This is a genomic window from Aliiroseovarius zhejiangensis (assembly GCF_014656375.1).
Classification (GTDB): Bacteria; Pseudomonadota; Alphaproteobacteria; order Rhodobacterales; family Rhodobacteraceae; genus Aliiroseovarius; species Aliiroseovarius zhejiangensis.
In genome coordinates this window covers 436,089-458,066 of the sequence record NZ_BNCH01000002.1, presented here as the reverse complement: position 1 = coordinate 458,066, position 21,978 = coordinate 436,089, and the positions used below count along the sequence as shown (strand labels likewise).

The 21,978-nt window shown below is 61.7% G+C and carries 18 protein-coding genes; 6 read left to right on the top strand and 12 right to left on the bottom strand.

The genetic code is table 11. The features are described from left to right. Positions 1-20: 20 nt before the first annotated feature. Positions 21-374 carry a rhodanese-like domain-containing protein gene (locus IE188_RS06925; protein ID WP_191285726.1) on the top strand — a complete coding sequence of 118 codons (354 nt, stop codon included), beginning with the start codon at positions 21-23 and terminating at the stop codon, positions 372-374. A gap of 57 nt (positions 375-431) precedes the next feature. Here the strand turns inward: IE188_RS06925 and lpdA are convergent, their stop codons facing one another. The 5 genes from lpdA to IE188_RS06900 form a co-directional block, all read right to left on the bottom strand. Further along, the gene (lpdA, locus tag IE188_RS06920) at positions 432-1,826 is read right to left on the bottom strand and encodes a dihydrolipoyl dehydrogenase (protein WP_191285725.1); all 1,395 of its coding nucleotides are present in this window, start codon (positions 1,824-1,826) and stop codon (positions 432-434) included. Positions 1,827-1,976: 150 nt separating this feature from the next. Continuing rightward, entirely contained in the window at positions 1,977-2,561 is a 585-nt protein-coding gene (locus tag IE188_RS06915) for a DUF924 family protein (RefSeq protein WP_191285724.1), read from the bottom strand. 57 nt (positions 2,562-2,618) lie between these two features. Then, on the bottom strand, positions 2,619-3,866 hold the full coding sequence (locus IE188_RS06910; RefSeq protein WP_191285723.1) for an MFS transporter: 1,248 nt from the start codon (positions 3,864-3,866) through the stop codon (positions 2,619-2,621). 109 nt (positions 3,867-3,975) lie between these two features. Further along, positions 3,976-5,037 carry a tRNA preQ1(34) S-adenosylmethionine ribosyltransferase-isomerase QueA gene (gene queA / locus IE188_RS06905; RefSeq protein ID WP_191285722.1) on the bottom strand — a complete coding sequence of 354 codons (1,062 nt, stop codon included), beginning with the start codon at positions 5,035-5,037 and terminating at the stop codon, positions 3,976-3,978. Between the two features lie 63 nt (positions 5,038-5,100). After that, a complete protein-coding gene (locus IE188_RS06900) occupies positions 5,101-8,730 on the bottom strand; it encodes an AsmA-like C-terminal region-containing protein (RefSeq protein ID WP_191285721.1) in 3,630 nt (1,209 codons plus the stop codon). A gap of 118 nt (positions 8,731-8,848) precedes the next feature. On the opposite strand from IE188_RS06900, the gene bcp reads away from it, so the two are divergent. From bcp to IE188_RS06880, 4 genes are all read left to right on the top strand, one after another. Next, on the top strand, positions 8,849-9,331 hold the full coding sequence (bcp, locus tag IE188_RS06895; RefSeq protein ID WP_229836581.1) for a thioredoxin-dependent thiol peroxidase: 483 nt from the start codon (positions 8,849-8,851) through the stop codon (positions 9,329-9,331). Continuing rightward, positions 9,328-10,215, top strand: a complete 888-nt coding sequence (locus IE188_RS06890; protein ID WP_229836578.1) for a ferritin-like domain-containing protein — start codon at positions 9,328-9,330, stop codon at positions 10,213-10,215. Before bcp ends, IE188_RS06890 begins: the two co-directional genes overlap by 4 nt. A gap of 204 nt (positions 10,216-10,419) precedes the next feature. Then, positions 10,420-11,724: a M23 family metallopeptidase gene (locus IE188_RS06885; protein WP_191285720.1), complete on the top strand. Its 1,305-nt coding sequence runs from the start codon at positions 10,420-10,422 to the stop codon at positions 11,722-11,724. Further along, complete coding sequence (locus IE188_RS06880; RefSeq protein ID WP_191285719.1) at positions 11,714-12,226, top strand: bactofilin family protein; 513 nt, start codon at positions 11,714-11,716, stop codon at positions 12,224-12,226. Before IE188_RS06885 ends, IE188_RS06880 begins: the two co-directional genes overlap by 11 nt. A gap of 99 nt (positions 12,227-12,325) precedes the next feature. Here IE188_RS06880 and IE188_RS06875 read toward each other — a convergent pair whose 3' ends face one another. Beyond that, positions 12,326-13,114: a DUF2189 domain-containing protein gene (locus IE188_RS06875; protein ID WP_191285718.1), complete on the bottom strand. Its 789-nt coding sequence runs from the start codon at positions 13,112-13,114 to the stop codon at positions 12,326-12,328. Positions 13,115-13,328: 214 nt separating this feature from the next. On the opposite strand from IE188_RS06875, the gene IE188_RS06870 reads away from it, so the two are divergent. Continuing rightward, positions 13,329-14,132: a lytic murein transglycosylase gene (locus tag IE188_RS06870; RefSeq protein ID WP_407648178.1), complete on the top strand. Its 804-nt coding sequence runs from the start codon at positions 13,329-13,331 to the stop codon at positions 14,130-14,132. A 24-nt stretch (positions 14,133-14,156) separates the two neighbouring features. Here the strand turns inward: IE188_RS06870 and prfB are convergent, their stop codons facing one another. The 6 genes from prfB to IE188_RS06840 all read right to left on the bottom strand — a co-directional run bounded on the left by prfB (position 14,157) and on the right by IE188_RS06840 (position 21,711). Beyond that, positions 14,157-15,284, bottom strand: a complete 1,128-nt coding sequence (gene prfB, locus IE188_RS06865; protein WP_191285717.1) for a peptide chain release factor 2 — start codon at positions 15,282-15,284, stop codon at positions 14,157-14,159. A gap of 90 nt (positions 15,285-15,374) precedes the next feature. Continuing rightward, positions 15,375-16,484, bottom strand: coding sequence for an ABC transporter ATP-binding protein (locus IE188_RS06860; RefSeq protein ID WP_191285716.1), 1,110 nt, complete (start codon positions 16,482-16,484; stop codon positions 15,375-15,377). Continuing rightward, positions 16,485-18,143, bottom strand: coding sequence for an alpha-amylase family glycosyl hydrolase (locus IE188_RS06855; protein ID WP_191285715.1), 1,659 nt, complete (start codon positions 18,141-18,143; stop codon positions 16,485-16,487). 3 nt (positions 18,144-18,146) lie between these two features. Then, positions 18,147-19,283, bottom strand: coding sequence for a carbohydrate ABC transporter permease (locus IE188_RS06850; protein ID WP_191285934.1), 1,137 nt, complete (start codon positions 19,281-19,283; stop codon positions 18,147-18,149). Next, positions 19,280-20,275: a carbohydrate ABC transporter permease gene (locus IE188_RS06845; RefSeq protein ID WP_191285714.1), complete on the bottom strand. Its 996-nt coding sequence runs from the start codon at positions 20,273-20,275 to the stop codon at positions 19,280-19,282. Before IE188_RS06845 ends, IE188_RS06850 begins: the two co-directional genes overlap by 4 nt. Positions 20,276-20,358: 83 nt before the next feature. Continuing rightward, a complete protein-coding gene (locus tag IE188_RS06840; protein WP_191285713.1) occupies positions 20,359-21,711 on the bottom strand; it encodes an ABC transporter substrate-binding protein in 1,353 nt (450 codons plus the stop codon). Positions 21,712-21,978: the final 267 nt, after the last annotated feature.

The following is a 21,978-nucleotide window of genomic DNA, read 5'->3' as shown; positions in this document are numbered from 1 at the left end:
GACCGGGACAGGAGCGACACATGTTTGGTTTCATGATGGGCGGTGCAAAGATGGACCCGCGCGAAGCGGTTGCCAAGGCGCGCGCCGGTGACATCACCGTGATCGACGTGCGTGATCATGGCGAGGTTCAGATGACCGGCAAGGCCAAGGGCGCAATCGTCGTACCGCTGACCGTGATGCCGTTTCAATGCGACCCCAAGGGGCCGGATTTCAACGCGCATCTTGACCCGGCAAAACCCGTCGCTTTGTACTGCGCTTCGGGTGCCCGCTCGGCCCAAGGGGCGCAGGTTTTGAAGCGTCTGGGCTATGCCGAGGTCTATAACATCGGCGGACTGGACCATTGGCACCGCGCGGGCGGCGAGATCGAGCGGTAAACGTCCTCAGAACACCCGCGCAGAAAGAAAGGCCGGGGGACCGGCCTTCTTTGCAGCTTACATATGGATCACGCGGTCATAGGCGTCCAGCACCGCCTCGTGCATGGATTCGCTGATCGTCGGGTGCGGGAAGACCGTGTGCATCAGCTCTTCTTCGGTGGTTTCCAGCGTCTTGCCGACCACATAACCCTGGATCATCTCGGTCACTTCGGGACCAACCATATGGGCGCCCAGCAACTCGCCGGTTTTCGCGTCGAAAATGGTTTTGACCATGCCCTCGGGGTCGCCCATCGCGATGGCCTTGCCATTGCCGATAAAAGGAAAGCGACCGACCTTGATGTCGTAGCCCTGCTCTTTCGCCTTTGCTTCCGACAGGCCGACGCTGGCCACCTGAGGGTGGCAATAGGTACAGCCGGGGATGCTTTCGGGCTTCACGGGATGGGCGTGCAGACCGGCGATCAATTCCGCCACCATCACGCCTTCATGGCTGGCCTTGTGGGCAAGCCACGGCGCGCCGGCGATGTCTCCGATCGCATAAAGGCCGTCGACGCCGGTGCGGCAGTGGGCGTCCGTCACCACATGGGTGCGGTCGATTTTCACGCCAAGCTCTTCCAGTCCCAGCCCTTCGACATTGCCGACAATGCCGACCGCTGAAATCACCGTGTCAAATTCCTGTTTCTCAACCTTGCCGCCCTCTTCGATATGCGCGGTGACCTTGCCTTTGGCGCGATCAAGCTGTTTGACCATGGCTTTTTCCATGATCTTCATGCCCTGTTTCACAAAGGACTTCTTGGCGAAGGCCGAAATCTCGGCGTCCTCGACGGGCAACACGCGGTCCATCACTTCAACCACCGTGGTGTCTGCACCCAAAGTGTTGAAGAAGCTGGCAAATTCGATCCCGATGGCACCGGATCCGATCACCAGAAGTTTCTTAGGCATCCGCGGTGGATTCAGCGCGTGTTTGTAAGTCCAGACCAGATCCCCATCGGCCTCCAGCCCCGGCAATTCGCGAGCGCGCGCGCCGGTGGCCAGAACGATGTTCTTGGCGGTCAGATCCTCGGTCCCCTTGTCGGTCTTGACCGAGACCTTGCCCTTGGCTGGAATCGTTGCCTCACCCATCACCACGGTGACTTTGTTCTTCTTCATCAGATGCCCGATGCCGCCCGAAAGTTGCGCGGCCACCCCGCGTGAGCGTTTCACGATGGCGGGCAGGTCATAGTCGACCTTGCCTGCGGACAGACCAAATTCCTTGGCGCGGTGCATCAGGTGAAACACCTCGGCCGAGCGCAGAAGCGCCTTGGTCGGGATACAGCCCCAGTTCAGGCAGATACCGCCCAGGTGTTCGCGTTCGACAATCGCCACTTTCTGGCCCAGTTGTGCCGCGCGGATGGCGGCAACATACCCGCCGGGACCGGCGCCGATGACCACGGTATCAAAAGCGTTTCCCGCCATGGGGTCTCCTCCTCGTTCTAAGATAGTTTGGCATTAAACTATTTTGCTCAACGGATCAATGACGTCAGGGAAACCCTGCCAGTCGCTCTGCGAAACCCTGCAACACGCAAGATTATGGGAGCACAGTTGCCACGGGCAGGCAACACCGCACTAGGCCCCCTGCGCCTCGAACTGCTTGCGCAGTGCGGTATAGCCGCCGTCCTTTATGAACGCGATTTCCTCGGGTGTGCTGTCGCGGCCCAGGGCTTCGTTTCGATAGGGGAAGCGGCCGAAACGGCGTATGATCTCGCGGTGGACGCGGGCGTGCAGCGTGTCGCCCTGCCCCGGCGTCTCGGCCATGCGTTCGGCCATCAGGGCGATGCAGCGGTCCTGATCTTCCATCGCCTCGCTGTGCATGAAGGGCAGATAGAAGAACTGCCGGTCCGGCAACGGGATCTGCATATCCAGATTGCGCGCAATGGCGTGGTCCGCGCAGGCACGCGCTGCGGGGTCGGTGGCAAACGACCGGGCGTCGCCGCGGAACATGTTGCGCGGGAACTGGTCGGTCAGGATCAGAAAGGCCAGCGCCCCGTCCGGGCTGTCACGCCAGGCATCGCGCGCACCGTCGCGAGCGGATTCATAATCGGCCATGAACCGGTCGCGGATCGTCTGATCCAGCTTGTCCGAGGCGTCATACCAGCCCTTCGGTCCGACCTCGTCGATCCAGAAATTGATGATCTCACTTGGTTCGCTCATGCGGGCACCTCCTCAGCCACTCACTCTAGCGGGTCGGGGGAGCGGTGCAAGCGGGCGCTATTCGTCCTCTTCCGCCTCGTCGGCCCAGACCTCCTGCGCCATATCAACGGCAACCGGCGAGGCCGCGGGCGACATTGTCATATAGGCCCCGGTGTCCTTGGGTGCCGGGCCGGACCGCTGCGTCATGCGCCACAGGCCATAGGCCAGGAACCCGACCAGCAGCAGCGCCATATACCCAAAGAACCCCAGGGGTCCCATGATGCCCATCACCCAGCCTGTTACCACCGGGCCGGCAATTGCCCCCATCCCGTTGATGAAGATCAACCCGGCCGAGGCCGCCGGCATGTCGTCGGGTTCCAGAAAGTCGTTCACATAGGCCAGAAGCAGCGCGTAAAGCGGGTTGGTCATCCCCCCCAGAAGAAAGGCTGCCAGAAGCAACAGCTCGTACCGGACGCCGAACAGGACCGGCAGGATCGCCCCGATGGCGGCAATCGCCGTGACGATCAGGATCAGGATACGCCGGTCCATCCGGTCCGAGATCCAGCCAATGGGGTATTGCAGGACCAGCCCCCCGATATAAAGCGCCGACACAAAGGCCGAGATCTGCCCCACCGTCAGCCCGATCTGCTGCCCGAAAACCGAGGCCATGCCGAACTGCGCGGCAAACACGCCACCCAGCAACATGAACCCGACACAGCCCATCGGCGAAATATGGAACAGCTCGCGCAGGCTCAGACCTTTCGTCGTCTCAAACGCCGGGGTTGGGTTGACGGACAAAAGAATGGGGGCAAAGGCAATCGACACCAGCACAGAGGGCAGGATGAACAGGATGAACCCGCCGGGATCCCCGATCACCAGAAGCCCCTGGGCGGCGATGATGCCAACCATCTGCACGAACATGTAAAGCGACAGGGCCTTGCCACGGTTTTCATTGTCGGCCGCGTTGTTCAGCCAGCTTTCCGCCGTGACATACACCCCAGAAAAGCAGAAGCCGACGATCACGCGCAGCGCAGTCCACGCCCATGGATCGGTGAACGTCGGATACAGGATCAGCACCGCCGAAATGAACGAGCCGAGCGCCGCAAACACCCGCACATGCCCCACACGCCGGATCATGATCGGCGCCATGCGCGACCCGAACAGGAAACCTGCGAAATAGCCCGACATGACCATTGACAGCTGGAAGGTGGAAAACCCTTCCAACCCGCCCCTGATCCCCAACAGCGTGCCCTGCACACCGTTGCCGACCATCAACAGCATCATACCCAGAAGCAGCGCCCAGGAGCTTGACAAGACTTGCAGCATGGAGGTCTCCTGTTTGCATCCCGGTCAGTTTAGCAGACCCAGCCCCGGGACCGATGACAATTCACGACATTTCAGCGCCCGGCACCGGCCCGGACCCGCGTTTCCGGTTTTAGGTCCGATCCGGCAGAAGCAGGGAACTGTCACCATAGGAAAAGAAGCGATAGCGATGCGCGATGGCGTGGTCATAGACCGCGCGCATCCGGTCCGTGCCCATCAGGGCCGACACCAGCATCATCAAGGTGGATTTCGGCAGGTGGAAATTGGTCATCAGCCCATCGGTGATGTTGAACCGGAACCCGGGGGTGATGAAAATATCCGTCTCGCCCTGCCAAGGCGCGATCCGACCCGGTGCCGTGGCCGCACTTTCGATCAGCCGCAACGCCGTGGTGCCGACCGGAATGATGCGCCCGCCAGCGGCGATGGTCGCCTCGATCTCGGCGGCGGCTTCGGCGCTGACATGGCCCCATTCGGCGTGCATCTTGTGTTGTGCAATGTCGACGACCTTGACCGGCAGAAAGGTGCCTGCCCCCACATGAAGGGTGACATGGGTCAGCCCCACCCCCATCGCGGCGATCCGATCAAGCAGCGCATCGTCAAAATGCAGCGACGCCGTGGGCGCTGCCACCGCACCGGAGTGGCGGGCAAAGACGGTTTGGTAATCTTCGTTGTCCTGCGCATCCGCCGCGCGTTTGGCGGCGATATAGGGTGGCAGAGGCATCTTGCCCGCCTCAGCCAGCGCCGCGTCGAAATCATCGCCCTCAATGTTGAAGCAAATCAGCGCCTGATCATCGTCGCGCCCCAGATAGGTCGCCCAGAGCTTTTCCGAAAAGGTGATGACATCCCCGTCGCGCAATTTGCGCAAAGGCTTGGCCATCACGTGCCACTGCCCTGCCCCGTTGGGGGACAAAAGCGTGACCTCGATCTTCGCCACACCTTCGCCGGGGGCTTGTCCGGGTCGCGTGCGGGTGCCGAACAGGCGGCCGGGAATGACCCTGGTGTCATTCAGCACCAGCCGGTCGCCGGGACGCAGCCAGTTGGTCAGGTCGCTGACCTGTGCGTCCACCATCCGATGCGGTGTCGCCACCAGCAGGCGGCTGGCCGTGCGTGGGCGCGCCGGTCGCGTAGCAATCAGGTCGTCCGGCAGGTTAAAATCGAAATCACTCAGCTTCATGGCGGCGCGTTTAGGGGGCTTGGCGTCCGGCGTCAACGGGTTCGTTCTGGCGCATGTGGCCGGTCACTCCGGCTGGGGTCGCGTGGGCGGGTTTCGGCGGAAGATGTCACGGAAAAAGCCCGGCGTGAACAGTGACAGGGGATTGACCCCGACCTTGGGATCTGCGGCGGTGCCTTTGAGCGTATAGTTGAACCCGACCAGCCCTTCGCCCTTGCGGGCAAAGATGCGCCCGGCCGAGTTCACGACATAGAAAGGCGAGATCACCCCCTGCATGTCCATTTGACCCGAGCCGAGGAAATAGTAGCCATCCATCGAGATCCCTATGGAATGCCCCGTCGCGGCCCCCTCGTAAATCGTGATCTTGTCGGGATCCAACCGAAAGCGCGCATCCACATCGGTAAACGGAATGCCCTGCCCACCCAGTTGTTGCAGCAGGCCAACGACCGATATGGCGGACAGCAGTTCGGCCATCGCGGGGGCATCATGCACGTCGATATTCTGGATCTTCAGATTGCCGTCGTAAACGCCCTTCCCTCCGCCCGGAGCCAGGATCAGCTCCATCGTGCCGTTGCGGGCGTTTTTCAGCACACCCGCCGCGCGCAGCACGCCCCCGGCATTCTGGCTGGTCAGCCGAAAAGCCGTGCCCTTGGGCTGCGGGGCGGCGGTGCCACGAATGGCCGGGCCGCCGTTGATCTGACCGCGGAACGTGCCGTTCAACCCGCCACGCGCGCGGGTGAAGTCCCCATCGAAGCCGTTGATCGTGATCCCTTTCGAAATCACCAGCCGGTCCAGCAGAAGCGAGATCGGCACGGGCGCCCCGGTCTGACCACCGCCCCGGCCCGACCCAAGCGTGGCCTTGCGCATGTCGACCGTGCCGCCCTTGACCGTGACCGCAACCGGCTGTCCCGCGCCGCGTCCCGTCAACGTCACTGGCGCGTCCAGCCACCCGCCCAGAGTGACCCTGTCGAACTGGGCCGCGACCAGCCCACCGCCCTCGGCCATGATCACGCTGCCCTTGGCGTCCAGGTCCGGGGCGCGCAGCGTCAGATCGTCGATCACCGGGGCCGATCCCAGCCTGCCCGACAGGCTGAGCGACCCCGCGCGGCCCGCAGGTTTCGACCAGCCCAGCGGCGCGATGTTCAGCCCGACCCCGGCCAGCGGTGCCTCAAGCGTGATGCGCGGGGCTTCGCCGCGCTGCAATGCGATTTCATAACTGCCCTTGGTCGCGCCGGACACGCTGCCGGCGGGCAGGCCGATGGAAAACGCATCCAGAAAGGCCTGATTCAGCGTCACCTCGCCCGATACCGTGGACGTCCCGGTCGATCTTCCATCGTCGAAAACCTGTGACCACGTGCCCGACACCGGCACGCCCGACAACCGCCCCTGCCCTGCGATGCGGACGCCCTCGGTGCTGACAGACAGATCGGCGCGCGGAAGCTCCAGCAAACGCCCTTTCACGATGGTGTCGCTTTTCACCGCACTCAGCGTCCCGGCCAGGCGATAGTCGATGGCGCTGCGCGGCACTTTTGGCTGCATGGCAATGTCGATCCGACCACCAAGCGACACGCGCCCGCGGGCCATATCGGGGCCAAGCGCCCCTTCGGGTGCGTCGCGAAAAATGCGAAACGGCTTGTCGTCCAGAAGGTTCAGCGCCGCTTTCATCGGGCCGGAAACCGCCAGATCCACCCAGGCCGGCACCGGCGGGCGCGGCTCATCGGGATCGTCCGGCCGGCGTGCCATCTGGGGAATGATGAAGCTCGTTCCCGAGGCGTCCAGCACCCCCGCCACCCGGCCTGCACGATCCTTCGGACGCAAGACGCCCTGATCCGCCGTGACCACCAGCCGCCGCCCGTCGATCGTGAACTGGCCCGAGGCATTTTCGATCGGCACCATCTCTTTCACCGCGCGCACGGTCACGCCCTCGAACCCCGCGCTCAGCGCGGTGTGGGCGGGCTGGCCCTGCTGTTTGCGCCAGGCGACGGTCACATTGGTGAACCGTCCCTCTGTCACATTATCGCGCGCCCACAGACGGGTGCGCTGCCCGTTGGTCAGGGGCCAGAATGCCGTGACCTGTTCGGGGCTGACGTGACCCGCGGCGGCATCAATGGCGACCGACCAGCCATCGTCGCCAATCCCGATCCGAGCCGTGCCCGTGGCAAGGGCGTCGTCATGGGTGATGGCAAACTGCCCGACATCGACACGAAACGGGGCAAGGCCGAGCCGGAAATCCGCCGATCCCTGCCCCAGCACCAGCGGCGCTTCGAAGACATCGGGCGGGCTGATCCGTGCATGGGTCACGTTCAACTGGCCCAGCAACTCGGTCGGCCAACCGCCGGACCACCCGCGCAAATAGGAATGCCCGTCCGCCTGAACCTCGCCCCAGTCCGATTGCAGCGTCGCCTGCGCAAAATTCATCCGTTCGCGTTCGGGGTCATAGTCCAGATAGACCTTGCCACCGGTGAACTTGACCGGCCTGGCGGCGGGGTCCGGAGACAGGCTGCCAGCCCCGAATTCCAGCGTCCCCGCCAAGCCCGAGACCTGTCCGGTCTCGTCAATCACCGTGCGCAGCGCCCCGGAAATCGGCGCATCCACCAGACCCAGAAAGGTCAGAAGCGGCGTCTGCGCGGCAATGTCGCTCGCACGCGCATTCTTGAAGGTTGCGGTCAGCCGTGCCGACGAACTGCCCTTGACCGAGCGAAAGCCCAGCACTGTTTCCGCCAGCTCTTCGGTCTGGTTGAACACGTCAAAGGACAGCGTCATGTCGACCGCCTGCGCGGTTTGGCTGATCTTCAATGCCCCATCGGTCACCTGCCACAGACGCCCGGTGCGCGCGTCTTCCAGCGTGATGGTCAGGTTGGTGGCGGAAATGCTGTCCGTGTGTGCCAGGATGCCCGTCGTAAACACCGCGTCGATGCGATCAAGCACGGACGCCAGGTCACCGCTGGCCCCGATGCCTTGCCCCAGACTCAAATCAAACGACCCGTCCCGGCTGCGGCGGATGGTGATCTGCGCGCCGCGCAGCGACAGGCTGGCCGGTTCCACCCGCCCCGACAGGACCGGGCGCAGCAAAAGCGAGCCTTCGACGGCGTTCAGCCGGCCGATCTCAAGCCCGGTTTCATCGCGCACCCCCAGATCGACCAGCCGCAACCGGGGCAGACCCAGCCGCGTCACGCCCAGCTCAACCTGGGACAGCGACAGTTTCACCCGGTTGGTCTGGCTGTTGATCTTCTGCTCGATCCGCTCGGTCGCCCATTTCGGCAACACAAACACATGCCCTGTGACCGACATGGACAAAAGCGCCAGGAACAGCGCCGCAAGGGCGATCATCACGAAGGACCAGATGCCGAAATGCCATTTCAGACGCCTGCGACGGCGCGCCCGCTGCTCGGGCGGAATTTCGTGGCCCTTCAACCCCCTGGCTTTCTTCCGGCGCGAGGGTCGCGCCGTGGCGACCAGGGCGGCGGTTTCTTCTGTCGCATCATCTTCTGACGAGGTCGTGGCGTCATCGTTCCTGGCATCGGCGTCCGAAAGGTCCGCGTCATCCTGCTGCTCATCTTGCCCGGTCTTCTCTGGGACCGGCTCAGCCTCTTCCCCCGACACCGAGCACACGTCGTCACCACGATCAGGGCCATCGCAATCGGGGCGCCGGTCTTTTGCGTCCTCGTGTTCCGTTGGGGTGTCGTCTTTGGTCATGCAGATCGTCCAGATGCCCGTTTGGCCCTGCGGCCGCGTGCCTTTCATCCTGATACGAAACGGCATAGAAGGAAAGTTCGGGAAACACTAGTGACAGAGCACAGGGAAAGCCAAGACCATGACCGATAACATGCTGAAGACAGGCGATATTGCGCCGGATTTCACCCTGCCGCAGGACGGCGGCGCGCCCGTGACCTTGTCCGACCTGACCCCGGCGCCGGTGGTGTTGTATTTCTATCCCAAGGACAACACGCCCGGCTGCACCACCGAGGCGCTGGATTTCTCGGCCTTGTTGCCGGAGTTTCGCGCGCTGGGGGCGCATGTGTTCGGTGTCTCGAAGGACAGCCTGAAAAAGCACGAGAACTTCCGCACGAAACAAGACCTGAGCGTGCCGCTTCTGTCAGATGCGGATGGGGATGTCTGCGAACGCTACGGCGTGTGGGGCGAGAAAAAGAACTATGGACGCACCTATATGGGCATCACGCGCACGACCTTCCTGATCGGGTCGGATGGCAAGGTTGCGCAGGTCTGGCCCAAGGTGAAGGTGAAAGGCCATGCGGACGAGGTTTTGGCTGCCACCCGTGCATTGGTCGGCGCATGAACGGTGAAGGTATGACGGGCCTGTCGCGCCCGCTTGCAGAAATGGCCGATGCGGTCTTGCGCACCGCCGACGGGCGCGAGAAGACCGCCTTGGCCCGCGAATATGCCGCCGAGTGGTTTGCAGCACGCGAAAGCGGCGCGATCATTGCGCCGCTCAACGATCGCGAACAGATCATAGGTCATGCCACCCCGCCCGATTTCCCCGCCCGCCCGGATCGGCCCGCGTTGAAGCACCCGCGCGATGTGCCGCGCCGCCGCCCCGGCAGTCGCGAAGGGCAGATCGCGCTTCTGCACGCTGTGGCGCATATCGAACTGAATGCGGTGGATCTGCACTGGGACATCATCGCACGGTTCACCGATACGCCAATGCCGCTGGGATTTTATGATGACTGGGTCAAGGCGGCAGACGAAGAAGCCAAACATTTCAATCTGGTAAGCGACTGTCTTGAAGCATTGGGAAGCCATTATGGCGCCCTCGCCGCCCATGCGGGTATGTGGCGTGCCGCCGAGGATACGGCGCAAGATATTTTGGGGCGTCTGGCGGTGGTGCCAATGGTGCTGGAGGCGCGCGGGCTAGACGTGACCCCCGGTATGATCGAGGTGTTCCGCAAGGCGAAACTGGACGACACGGTGACCGCGCTTGAGGTGATCTATGCCGAAGAGGTCGGGCATGTTGCCTATGGCTCGAAGTGGTTTCATTTCCTGTGCGGGCGTCACGAACTGGACCCGAAAGACACTTTTCATAACCTCGTGCGCAGGTATTTCCACGGTGCCCTGAAGCCCCCGTTCAACGAAGAAAAACGCGCCGAAGCCGGACTGCCCCCGGATTTCTATTGGCCCCTGGCCGGTGAAACCCCGCCACAAAGCCGCGGCACACCGGATTGACCTGCGGCGCCCCTCCCGGCGGCGCGTCGGCAGATTCTCGCTTGAAACCCTGACAATTGTTAAGGAAATTCAAAATCCCTTGCGTGAATGTGTCACCCACGTTAAGGACCACGGGTCTGCGGGGATCACGATCAGAAGCTGGATATCCCAAGGACACGGGATCAAAGGGATGAATTCGGGGCTTCGGACTTGCATATCAGCTGGATGAACAAGGTTAACCACCTGCTTGAACGCGTCTTTCCGGAACAGCGGCTTTTTCTGCGTTCTGAAACCGGCACGCGGTTCATCCGACTCTCTCCGCTGACGCAGGCCCTTGGCTGGACGGGCTCGGCCGCTTTCATCGCCTGGTCGATCATCGCCACCGCCGTTCTGTTGATGGATTCCATCGGCTCCGGCAACATGCGCGATCAGGCGCAGCGTGACAAACGCCTGTATGAACAGCGCCTGCAAACCCTGTCCGAAGAACGCGACGCCCGCGCCGCCGAAGCCGCCGCCGCGCAGGAGCGGTTCAACCTGGCGCTCAGCGAAATTTCCGAGATGCAAAGCGAGTTGCTGGCCTCCGAGGAACGGCGCAAGGAGTTCGAGACCGGAATCGGCGTGATCCAGGCCACGTTGCGCCGCACCATGGGCGAACGGGACAAGGCGAAAGACAGTCTTGAGACCATGTTGGCCGCCGCACAGGAAGATCAGAACGCCAGCGGACCGGGGGCGGCCCCTGCCCAGACCAACGCGACCCTGGCCTTTTTGACATCGGAACTGTCGCGCACCGCCGCCGAACGCGACCTTGTCGCGCAAAACGCGGTTGAAGCTGAACGGTTCGCACAGGACATGCTGTATGAAGCCCGCCTGCGCGACGAACGCAACGATCAGATTTTCCGCCAGCTTGAAGACGCCGTGACGATCTCGCTGGAGCCGCTGGACAAGATGTTCGCCAAATCCGGCATGTCGGTGGATCACATTCTGGATCAGGTGCGGCGCGGCTATTCAGGTCAGGGCGGCCCGTTGACTCCGCTGATCCTTTCGACGCGCGGCCAGGGGCCCGACCCCGACGCCGAACGCGCCAACAACATTCTGAGCGAGCTGGACAGGATGAACCTGTATCGCATCGCCGCACAGAAGATGCCCTTCGGAATGCCGGTGAAATCCGGTTTCCGCTTCACCTCGGGCTTCGGCTCGCGCTGGGGCCGGATGCACAACGGCACCGATTTCGCCGCCCCGATCGGCACCCCGGTCTATGCCCCCGCCGATGGCGTCGTGATCAGCGCCTCGTGGAGCTCGGGCTATGGGCGGCTTATCAAGATCCAGCACGAATTCGGTATCGAGACGCGATACGCCCATCTTTCGCGCATGAATGTGCAAAAAGGACAAAGGGTCTCGCGCGGGGATAGAATTGGTGATATTGGAAACTCCGGGCGGTCGACCGGACCGCATCTTCACTATGAAGTGCGCGTCGGTGGCAAGCCCATCAACCCGATGGTCTATATCAAGGCAGCAAAAGATGTTCTCTAAAAGCAGGATCAATGAACCCGGCCCCAAAGCCGGTGACAAGGAAACCACAACCGAGGCAAAGTCGGACAAGCCCGCATCCTCTGCCCCGGCTGTTCCGCCCGCACCGTCGTCGGCTGCTCCGAAGGTCAAGCCGCCCGCATCCACCCTGTCGTCGGACCTTGTGATCAAGGGTGACGTCAAGTCGACCGGTGATATTCTGGTCGAAGGCACGGTGGAAGGCGACATTCGCGCCCATCAGTTGACGATTGGTGAAACCGCCACCGTCAAGGGCGAGGTCGTCGGCGATGACGTGGTGATCAATGGCCGCATCATTGGCCGCCTGCGGGGCCTGAAAGTACGCCTGACCTCGTCCGCGCGCGTCGAAGGTGACATCATCCACAAAACCATCGCCATCGAAAGCGGCGCCCATTTCGAAGGCTCGGTACAGCGTCAGGACGACCCATTGGGCGGGGCCAAACCGGCACCGCAAGCCCCTGCGGGTGCGAAACCCGACAACGGCTGATCCGATTTACAATTCCAACTGCACAAGGCCGCCCGGTGGGCGGCCTTCTATCATTTGCGGCTCCGGGTGCCTTGTCCCGCGCCGTCCGGACGCGTTCGCCTATTCCTCGAAGCTCATCACACGGCGATACAGGTGCCAGGTGGCGTGACCCAGAATCGGCAAGACCACGAACAGCCCCAGGAAAAAGGGCAGCATCCCGATCAGCATCAGCACCGAAATGATGATCCCCCAGCCCAGCATCGGCACAAGGTTCTGCAAGACCGACTGGAACGAATAGATCATCGCGGTGATGAAATCCAACTCGCGGTCCAGAAGCAGCGGCAAGCTGGTCACGGTCAGCGAAAACAGGCAAAATGACAGAACCGCCCCGACCGCCGTGCCCACCGCCAGCATCGTGATGCCATTGCGGTTCAGAATCGCGTCCTGCCAGTTTGATGTGATATTGGTCAGCGGCTCAAGCCCCATGAAGATCGCAAAGACAAGATGGGCGACAAAGACCCAGAACATGAAGATCATGATGATCACCATGGCGATGGAGGGAAACTGCCGATCCTTCTGGTTGAACACGACCCCCAGCACCTGCGCCCAGTCCAGGGGCTCGCCGGCCTCAAGCCGTCGGCTCACCTCGTAAAGCCCGACCGCCAGGAACGGCGCCAGCAGCGGAAACCCCAGCGCGACGGGAATGATCCAATAGCTTTGGTCCAGCACATCGAGCTGAAGATAGATCACGATGCCCATGATCACATAGAACCCGGCAAAGAACAGGCCAAAGGCGGGCGCGCGTGTGAAATCACGCAGCCCCGCCTTCAACGCCGCGATGATGTCCTCAAAGCCGATTTGTTCGATATTTGGCGGCACCGAGGCCACGGGATGGGAAGAGTCAGACATTGCACCTCCTGGGGCGTGGGTTCATCCACTGTCGCGCGTGGCACAAGTTTTGCGGCTTCGGCACGATCCGTCAAGATTCTGAATGTGTTAATGTGTTTCACGGCGCGTTCGCGGCACGGGATCGCCGCGTTTCGTGTTGTGATGGTGAACGCAAAGCCTTTACCCAAACTTCAAATGTCATACACTCGGCCAAGCCGAACGAAGGATTGAATTTATGTCTGTTTTCAAAACTCTCATTATTGCGGGCTCTGCGCTGACACTCAGCGCCGCGATGGCCGCAGGCGCCCCCTGCGGAAACAACGCCAGCGGGTTTGAACGCTGGAAGGCCGATTTTGCCAAAGACGCCAAGGCCGCCGGTGTTGGACAGCGCGGGTTGCAGGCGCTGGCCTCGGCGCAATATTCCACCGCGACGATCCGCGCCGACCGCAACCAGAAGTCGTTCAAGTATTCCCTGTCCAAGTTCATGTCGGTGCGCGGGGCCGACACGATCGTCGCGCAGGGCCGCAAGCGAAAGGCCGGCAATCCGGGCTTCTATCAGTCGCTGGAAAAACACTTCGGTGTGCCTGCCGGGGTGCTTCTGGCCATTCACGGGATGGAAACGGGGTTTGGCGGCTTCATGGGCGACACGCCCGTGGTCTCGGCGATCACCACGCTGGCCTATGATTGCCGCCGACCGCAGTTTTTCATTCCCCATGCCATCGGGGCGCTGAAGCTGGTTGACCGGGGCACGATCACCGCCAATACGCGCGGCGCAAAGCATGGAGAGCTGGGCCATACGCAGTTCCTGCCGGGCAATGCCTATTCCTATGGCATCGACGCATCGGGGGATGGGCGCGTGGACCTTTACAACCTTGCCGATGCGTTGGCCTCGACCGCAAATTTCCTGCGCAAGAAGGGCTGGAAACCCGGTAAGGGGTATCAACAGGGCCAACCCAATTTTCGCGTGATCAAGGAATGGAACGCGGCCAGCGTCTATCAGCAGGCCATCGCGATCATGGCGGCGCGGATCGACGGCTGATCCATCACCGGCATTCGCCTTATATCAGTCGTCCAAATTCGCCTCGGCCCGCGATTTCCCGGCCACATCCTGCGCCAGAACGGCGGCCATGAACGCATCCAGATCGCCGTCCAGCACACCTTTGGTGTCCGAGGTTTCGTGCCCCGTGCGCAGGTCTTTCACCATCTGGTAAGGTTGCAGCACATAGGACCGGATCTGGTTGCCCCAGCCCGCATCACCCTTGTTTTCATGCGCTTCGTTGATCGCGGCGTTGCGGCGATCCAGTTCCATCTGATAGAGCCGCGATTTCAGCGCCTTCATGGCGATGTCGCGGTTCTGGTGCTGGGATTTTTCCGAACTGGTGGTGACGATCCCGGTGGGCAGGTGGGTGATCCGCACAGCGGAATCGGTCGTGTTCACGTGCTGCCCGCCCGCGCCGGATGACCGGTAGGTGTCGATGCGGATGTCGGACGGGTTCACCTCGATCTCGATATTGTCGTCCACCACCGGATAGACCCAGACCGAGCTGAACGACGTGTGCCGCTTGGCCGCTGAATCATAGGGCGAGATGCGCACCAGCCGGTGCACGCCGCTTTCCGATTTCAGCCAGCCATAGGCATTGTGCCCGGAAATCTTGTAGGCGGCGGATTTGATCCCCGCTTCGTCCCCTGCGCTTTCCGATTGCAGCTCGACCTTATAGCCGTGCTTTTCGGCCCAACGGACATACATCCGCGCCAGCATCGACGCCCAGTCGCAGCTTTCCGTGCCACCGGCACCCGCGTTGATTTCCAGAAACGTGTCATTGCTGTCGGCTTCGCCGTCCAGAAGCGCCTCCAGCTCGGCGGCGGCGGCTTTTTCGACCAGCTTGGCCAGAGCGGCTTCGGCATCCGCCACGACCTCGGTGTCCTCTTCCATTTCGCCCAGTTCGATCAGGTCGATATTGTCCTGAAGATCCTGTGCCATGACCTTGTAACTGTTGACGGAATCCAGAAGCGCCTGCCGTTCGCGCATGAGCTTCTGCGCGCGGTCGGGGTCGTTCCACAGATCCGGGTCTTCGGTCATCGCGTTGAATTCCTCCAACCGATGTTCGGCCGTGTCCCAACCGATCCGCTGGCGCAACAGCGCCAGGGATTTTTCGATGGCTTCTACGTTGTTCTGAGCCTCTGCCCGCATGGGTGCGTCCCTTGTCCGAAAACCTGTCCCCCGCAATATCAACAGGGGCGCGGATGGGCAAGATGCGCGCGCAGGCCGCGGGTGCAAAACTCAACCGCGCATCGTCACCCCGTCATGGAAAATCTGCAGCTTCGAGGGGTCCGCCGTCAGGCTCACGGTCTGACCTTTCAACTGCTCGTGAATCCCCGGCAATTTGGCAAGCAGGTGGGTCTGATTGGCGCTGTCCGCGCCCTCGCCCACCGACATTTTCGCGGGCAGGTACAACAGCGTGACCTCGCCCAGGGCTTCGACAATTTCGACCTTCCCGGTGAAAATCGCGTCGCCATCGGTCTGCACCAGGTCTTCAGGCCGGACGCCCAGATTGACCTGTTTGCCCATGTCGGCTTCGGTGGTGGCAATATCCGCCCTGCCCACGCCGCCCGCGTCCAGCGTGACCTCGGTCTGCGGGCCGGTGGCGGTGATCGTGCCGGGCAAAAGGTTCATGGCGGGCGATCCGATGAACTGGGCAACAAATTCTGTGCGGGGACGTTCGTAAAGCTCCAGCGGGCTGCCCACCTGCGCGATGCCCTTGTTGGCCAGCACCACGATCCGGTCAGCCAGGGTCATCGCCTCGACCTGATCATGGGTCACATATATCATCGTGCTTTCGGGCATCGCCTCTTTCAGTTGCGAGATCTCGATCCGGGTCGCCACCCGCAAAGCGGCGTCGAGATTCGAAAGCGGTTCGTCGAACAGATAGACCTTCGGGTCACGCACGATGGCCCGCCCGATGGCAACCCGTTGCCGTTGCCCGCCGGACAACGCCTTGGGCAGGCGGTCCAGATACGGGTCAAGTTGCAGCGCCTTTGCCGCGCGATCGACCGCCGCGTCGATCTCGGCCTTCGGTTTCTTGGCGATGTTCAGCGCAAAAGCCATGTTGTCGCGCACGGTCATATGCGGATACAGCGCATAGGACTGGAACACCATCGCAATGCCGCGCTGGCTGGGGGGCACGTCGTTGACCACCTCGCCGTCGATCTGCAGCGTGCCATCGGTGATCTTCTCAAGCCCCGCGATCATCCGCAGCAGGGTGGACTTGCCGCAACCCGAGGGGCCGACGAACACGATCAACTCTCCGGTCGAGATGTCCAGGTTGATGTCGCGAAGGACATTCACCTTGCCATAGGTCTTGACGACATTGGTCAGTGTCAGATTGGCCATTTACTTGTCTCCCTCGGGTTTCATCACCAGCGACTGCCAGGCACCCAGCGTCACAGGCGCGCGCGCCGTCAGCGTGGTCTGCGTTCCATCCACCGCCGCCCATGCGCCTTCGGGCGGGGTCACGGTCTGATCCGTGTCGCCAAGGTTGAACGCGCACCAAAGCACCTGATCCCCTGCCCGTCGCAGGAAGCTCAGCGCCGTGCCTTCCACGCGCATCGCCTCCATGGCGCCCTTTGCCAGCGCGGGATGCGCCCGCCTGAGCGCAATCGCGCGGCGGTAGTGATGTAGAAGCGATCCGGGGGTTTCGTCTGCAACAGCCACCGCGCGGCGCAGATGGTCCGACGCGACCGGAAGCCATGGTCTGACCGACGTGGTGAAGCCGCCCTGACTGTTCGACGCCTCCCACACCATCGGGGTGCGGCAGCCATCGCGGCCCTTGAATTCGGGCCAGAACTCGATCCCATAGGGGTCTTGCAGGTCGTCAAAGGACAGTTCGGCCTCGGTCAGACCCAGTTCCTCGCCCTGATACAGACACGCCGACCCGCGCAGGCACATCAAAAGCGTTGCAAAGAGTTTTTGCGCCTCTTCCGTCAGGTTCCAGCGCGTCGCGTGGCGCACCACATCGTGATTGGAATAGGCCCAGCAGGCCCAGCCGTCCCGCGCCACCTCTGCCACCCGATCCATCAAAGCGGCGATGCTGGTGGCATCCGGCCGGTCACCCGACAATAGCTCGAACGCATAACACATCTGAACAAGGTCGTCGCCCGCGGTGTATTTGCCCATGATCTCCAGCCCGCGTTGGGCATCGCCCACCTCGCCAACGGCGGCGGCGCCATAAGGGTCCATCACGGCGCGCAGCTTGCGCAGGAACTCCAGTGTTTCCGGGCGGTTCTTGTCGTAGATATGTTCCTGATGATTGTAAGGGTTCACCGCTGGCGCAATCGAGCTGTTGCGGCGTTCGGGCGGCAAGGGTGGATTGTCGCGCAACTGGGCGTCGTGCGTATAGAAGTTGATCGTGTCCAGCCGGAACCCATCCACACCACGTTCCAGCCAGAACCGGGCGACATCCAGCAACGCCTCTTGCACCGCCGGTTCGTGGAAATTCAGGTCCGGTTGCGACACAAGGAAATTGTGCAGGTAATACTGGCAGCGCCGCGTGTCCCACGTCCAGGCCGGGCCGCCGAAGATCGACAGCCAGTTGTTTGGCGGGGTGCCGTCCGGCCTGGCATCCGCCCAGACATACCAGTTCGCCTTGTCGTTATCGCGATCCGCGCGGCTTTCGGCAAACCATGGGTGCTGATCCGAACTGTGGCTCAGCACCAGGTCGATCATCACTTTCAAACCCAGCCCATGGGCCGATTGCACCAAGGTCTCGAGATCCGCGAGCGTGCCGAACATCGGGTCCACATCACAATAGTCGGACACGTCATATCCGAAATCCTTCATCGGCGAGGTAAAGAAGGGCGAAATCCAGATCGCATCCACCCCCAACGACGCGATATAGGGCAAGCGGCGCGTGATGCCCTTCAGATCGCCAACGCCATCGCCGCTGTCATCCTGAAAGCTGCGCGGATAGATCTGATAGATCACCGCCCCGCGCCACCAGTCTGGCGATTTTTCAAGATGGACCAGATCGCATTTCGCGACGTTTGCATTCATGTCTCAGCCCCCTTTGACCGAGCCGGCCAACAGACCGCGCACAAGATAGCGTTGCAGTGAGAAAAAGACCGCGATCGGCACCGCGATCGACACAAAGGCCGAGGCCGCCAGGATTTCCCAATCCCCCCCGCGTGACCCCAGCAGATCGACAATGCGCCCGGTCATCACGACCTGATCCTCGCCGGTGCCCAGGAACACCTTGGCCACCAGCAGGTCGTTCCAGACCCACAGGAACTGAAAGATCGCAAAGGACGCCAGCGCCGGGAAGCTGAGCGGCAGGATGATCTTGCGGAAGATCGCGAAATCCGACGCGCCGTCGACGCGCGCGCTTTCGATGATTTCACCCGGCAACCCGGCCATGTAGTTTCGAAGCAAAAACACCGCAAGCGGCAAGCCAAACCCGGTATGGGCCAGCCAGATGCCCAGATATCCCTTGCCGATCCCGATATTGTTGTGAAGTTTCAGAAGCGGGATGAACGCCACCTGTAGCGGCACCACCAGAAGCCCCACGATCGCGGCAATCAACAGCGCCCGGCCCGGCATTTCCATCCACGCCAGCGCGTAAGCCGCGAAGGCAGCGACCAGAATGGGGATGATGGTCGCGGGAATGGTCACCGTCAGCGTGTTCAACAGCGCCTTGCCCATGCCTTCGGCAAACATCACCTCGCGGTAATTGTCCAGGGTGAAGCTGGGCGGACTTTCTGCACGTACGAACAGACGTTGGCCGCGATTGCCGGACGGCTCTTCGGGATAGGTGATGCGGTAATCGCCATTGGCCTCGACGGTGATCTGATGGCCGCGGGCATGGGTCGCAACCTCGCCGGGGGCGAAAGCTTCCGGTTCGCGCGATGTGATGCCGAATGCGGTGACATTGCCGCTGCCACTGTCGAAAACATTGCCGGTCAGAACCCAGACCGCGCCGTCCGGCCTGGCATTGTCGGGCGCATCCGCCCGCACGATGACGTTTTGCTCGGACGCCGACAGCGCCGTCCACCAGCCCGAGGTCGAAATCGCATCACGGTCGCGAAACGAACTTACCAGAAGGCCGAAGGTGGGAATGATCCACAAAAGGACCAGAAACCCGACGGCCAGGTTGACCGCCCATGTCAGGCGGGATTTAGTGCCAGCCATTTCCATCAGCGGTTCTCCTTATGTGCGTTCGAGATGTTCCAGATCATCACCGGCGTCACCAACACCATGATCACCATGACAATGGCTGACCCGCGCCCGAAATCGGGCGAGCCACGGAACATCCAGTCATACATGAGGTTGGCCAGAACCTGCGTGCCCCATTGGCCGTTGGTCATGGCAAACACGATGTCGAACACTTTCAACACGGTGACGGTGATCGTGGTCCAGACCACCGCGATGGTGCCCCAGATCTGCGGGATCTTGATCTTGAAGAAAATCTGCAAGGGCGAGGCCCCGTCCAGATAGGCTGCTTCGATGGTTTCTTCGCTGATCCCCTTCAGCGCGGCGGACAGGATCACCATGGCGAACCCCGTCTGGATCCAGATCAGGATGATCATCAGGAAAATGTTGTTCCAAAACGGCATGGTGATCCAGGTTTGCGCGGTGCCGCCCAGCCCTTCGACAATCGCATTCAAAAGGCCGATCTGTTCGCCCTGATTGTCTCCGCGATAGTCATAGATGAATTTCCAGATGACCGAGGCGCCGACGAAGCTGATCGCCATCGGCATGAAGATCAGACTTTGCGCGACCGACCCCCACTTGATCCGGTCTGTGAGCCCGGCCGCAACCAGCCCGAAGAAGGTCGATGCCGCCGGCACGATCACCAGCCACAGAAGGTTGTTCCCTAGGCTTTCGCGAAACTTGTCGTCGCCGGCCAGCCAGACATAATTGTCTACGCCGACGAACTCCCCCCGCGTATCCCGCATCGACAGAAAGAACGTCGAAAACACCGGATAGACAAGATACAGCGACAGAACCAGCAGAGCGGGCAACACGAACAACCAGGGCCGGATGGCATTGGCCTTGTTGATATTTGCCCCTGCATTCGGCCCTTTGGCGGGATAGATCCGGTCCAGCAAAATGTTCGAGAAATAGAAATAGGCGACGCAACCGAAGACGCCCACGATGATGGTTGAAACCGCGAAAAGCAACTGGTCCATAGTCCCCCCTGTCACCGCCCGGCGGTGCGAAACCTAGTGATCCCCGGCACCAGTTCAGGCGCCGGGGATATGCGTTTGAAAGGTTACTTGATCGACTCCCAGGTTGACTGGATCGACGCGGCCACCTCGGCTGCGTCCTTGCCACCGGCGTAATCCACCATACCCGTCCAGAACACACCGGCGCCAATGGCCCCCGGCATCAGGTCGGACCCATCAAACCGGAATGTGTCGGCGTTCAGCAGGATGCCATTCATCTTGGCCACCGTCGGGTCGGTATAGACCTCGGTGTTGACGCCGGTATGCGGGGTCAGGAAGCCCTTTTGCGCCATCCATACTTCATGCGCGATGGGGGATTTCAGGAACTCCATGAAGGCCTGCGCACCCTTGGAATCGTTGGTGATCGCCCAGACGGTGCCCGCGCCCAGAACGGGCTTGCCCAGATCTTTTTCCGCATAGGCCGGGAAATAGAAGAAATCGGCATCCACACCCACTTCGGTGCCTTCCGGGAAGAAGGTCGGGATGAAGCTGGCCTGACGGTGCATGTAGCACTGCGGCGGCGAGGCAAAGAGGCCCTGCGGGCTGTCACGGAAATCGGTCGTCGCCACGGCACCCGCCCCGCCCGACACGTAATCGTCATTGCGGGCAAAGGCGCCGAACTCTTCGATCGCGGCGATCACCTTGGGGTCATCGAAGGGCAGTTCGTTCGTCGTCCAGGCGTCATAGTCCTCGGGCGTGTTGATGCGCAGCATCATATCCTCGACCCAGTCGGTCGCGGGCCAGCCCGTGGCGCCGCCTGACCCCAGCCCGATGCACCAGGGCGTTTCGCCATCGGCAACGATCTGATCAGTCAGCGCCTTCAGCTCTTCCATCGTCTGCGGCACGTCATAGCCTGCATCCTCGAAGTTTTCGGGCACATACCAAACCAAAGACTTCACATCGACCTTGTAGAAGAAGCCGTACAGCGCCTCGGCCCCGTCGGCCCCCGCATAGGTGCCCAGATCGACCCAGCTTTGCCCGGCGGCATAATTGTCGCGAATCCAGTCGGCGGTTTCTGCGGGCAACGGCGCCAACAGGCCTTTCGAGGCCAGATCCGCCGCCAGACCGGGCTGCGGGAAGATCGCGATATTGGGCGGGCTGCCCGCCTCGGCATCAATCACAATCTGCTGCTCGAAACTGTCCGAACCGGAATATTCCACATCCGCGCCGGTGGCCTCTTCAAAATAGTGAACGACGCTTTCAATCAGCTCCTTGTCCGGCCCCAGCCAAGGACCAAGGATCGAGATTTCTTCACCTGAAAGATCCATGGATTTCAGGGCTTCGAAACTGTCCCAACTGAACGCCCCTTCACCGGGTGCGAATTTCAGATGCTGGTCAGCCTGCGCCATGCCTGCCGACAGCGCCAACGCTGCCGCGCTTGCGTAGAATACGTGTTTCATTTGTCCTCCCAATGGTCCGACCGGACCTGCCAGGTTTTTGAGACCGCCCCGCGGCCCCGGCGCCTGCTGCGCCTGGTGAATTCACCAAACCGGACGGAAAGCAGATTCGCAATCTTTCCAAACCGCTTTGAATATCCCAAGGTTGCGCAGAACCCCCCAACCTGTCAACATTGATGTTAGCGCAAACGAACTCCCAGAAGAAATTGCTTGTTTTAATGTCAGTTCGTCAAACTTTCTTTGACCGCTGTCCTTCGGCTCGCTAACCTG

Coding starts and splice junctions, on each gene's coding strand:
- IE188_RS06900 (WP_191285721.1), bottom strand. CDS start 8,730: ATGACCAAAGACGACACCCCAACGGAACACGAGGACGCAAAAGACCGG.
- IE188_RS06925 (WP_191285726.1), top strand. CDS start 21: ATGTTTGGTTTCATGATGGGCGGTGCAAAGATGGACCCGCGCGAAGCG.
- IE188_RS06885 (WP_191285720.1), top strand. CDS start 10,420: ATGAACAAGGTTAACCACCTGCTTGAACGCGTCTTTCCGGAACAGCGG.
- prfB (WP_191285717.1), bottom strand. CDS start 15,284: ATGCGGGCAGAGGCTCAGAACAACGTAGAAGCCATCGAAAAATCCCTG.
- IE188_RS06845 (WP_191285714.1), bottom strand. CDS start 20,275: ATGGACCAGTTGCTTTTCGCGGTTTCAACCATCATCGTGGGCGTCTTC.
- IE188_RS06880 (WP_191285719.1), top strand. CDS start 11,714: ATGTTCTCTAAAAGCAGGATCAATGAACCCGGCCCCAAAGCCGGTGAC.
- bcp (WP_229836581.1), top strand. CDS start 8,849: ATGACCGATAACATGCTGAAGACAGGCGATATTGCGCCGGATTTCACC.
- IE188_RS06860 (WP_191285716.1), bottom strand. CDS start 16,484: ATGGCCAATCTGACACTGACCAATGTCGTCAAGACCTATGGCAAGGTG.
- IE188_RS06890 (WP_229836578.1), top strand. CDS start 9,328: ATGAACGGTGAAGGTATGACGGGCCTGTCGCGCCCGCTTGCAGAAATG.
- IE188_RS06915 (WP_191285724.1), bottom strand. CDS start 2,561: ATGAGCGAACCAAGTGAGATCATCAATTTCTGGATCGACGAGGTCGGA.
- IE188_RS06910 (WP_191285723.1), bottom strand. CDS start 3,866: ATGCTGCAAGTCTTGTCAAGCTCCTGGGCGCTGCTTCTGGGTATGATG.
- queA (WP_191285722.1), bottom strand. CDS start 5,037: ATGAAGCTGAGTGATTTCGATTTTAACCTGCCGGACGACCTGATTGCT.
- IE188_RS06870 (WP_407648178.1), top strand. CDS start 13,329: ATGTCTGTTTTCAAAACTCTCATTATTGCGGGCTCTGCGCTGACACTC.
- IE188_RS06840 (WP_191285713.1), bottom strand. CDS start 21,711: ATGAAACACGTATTCTACGCAAGCGCGGCAGCGTTGGCGCTGTCGGCA.
- IE188_RS06855 (WP_191285715.1), bottom strand. CDS start 18,143: ATGAATGCAAACGTCGCGAAATGCGATCTGGTCCATCTTGAAAAATCG.
- IE188_RS06875 (WP_191285718.1), bottom strand. CDS start 13,114: ATGTCTGACTCTTCCCATCCCGTGGCCTCGGTGCCGCCAAATATCGAA.
- lpdA (WP_191285725.1), bottom strand. CDS start 1,826: ATGGCGGGAAACGCTTTTGATACCGTGGTCATCGGCGCCGGTCCCGGC.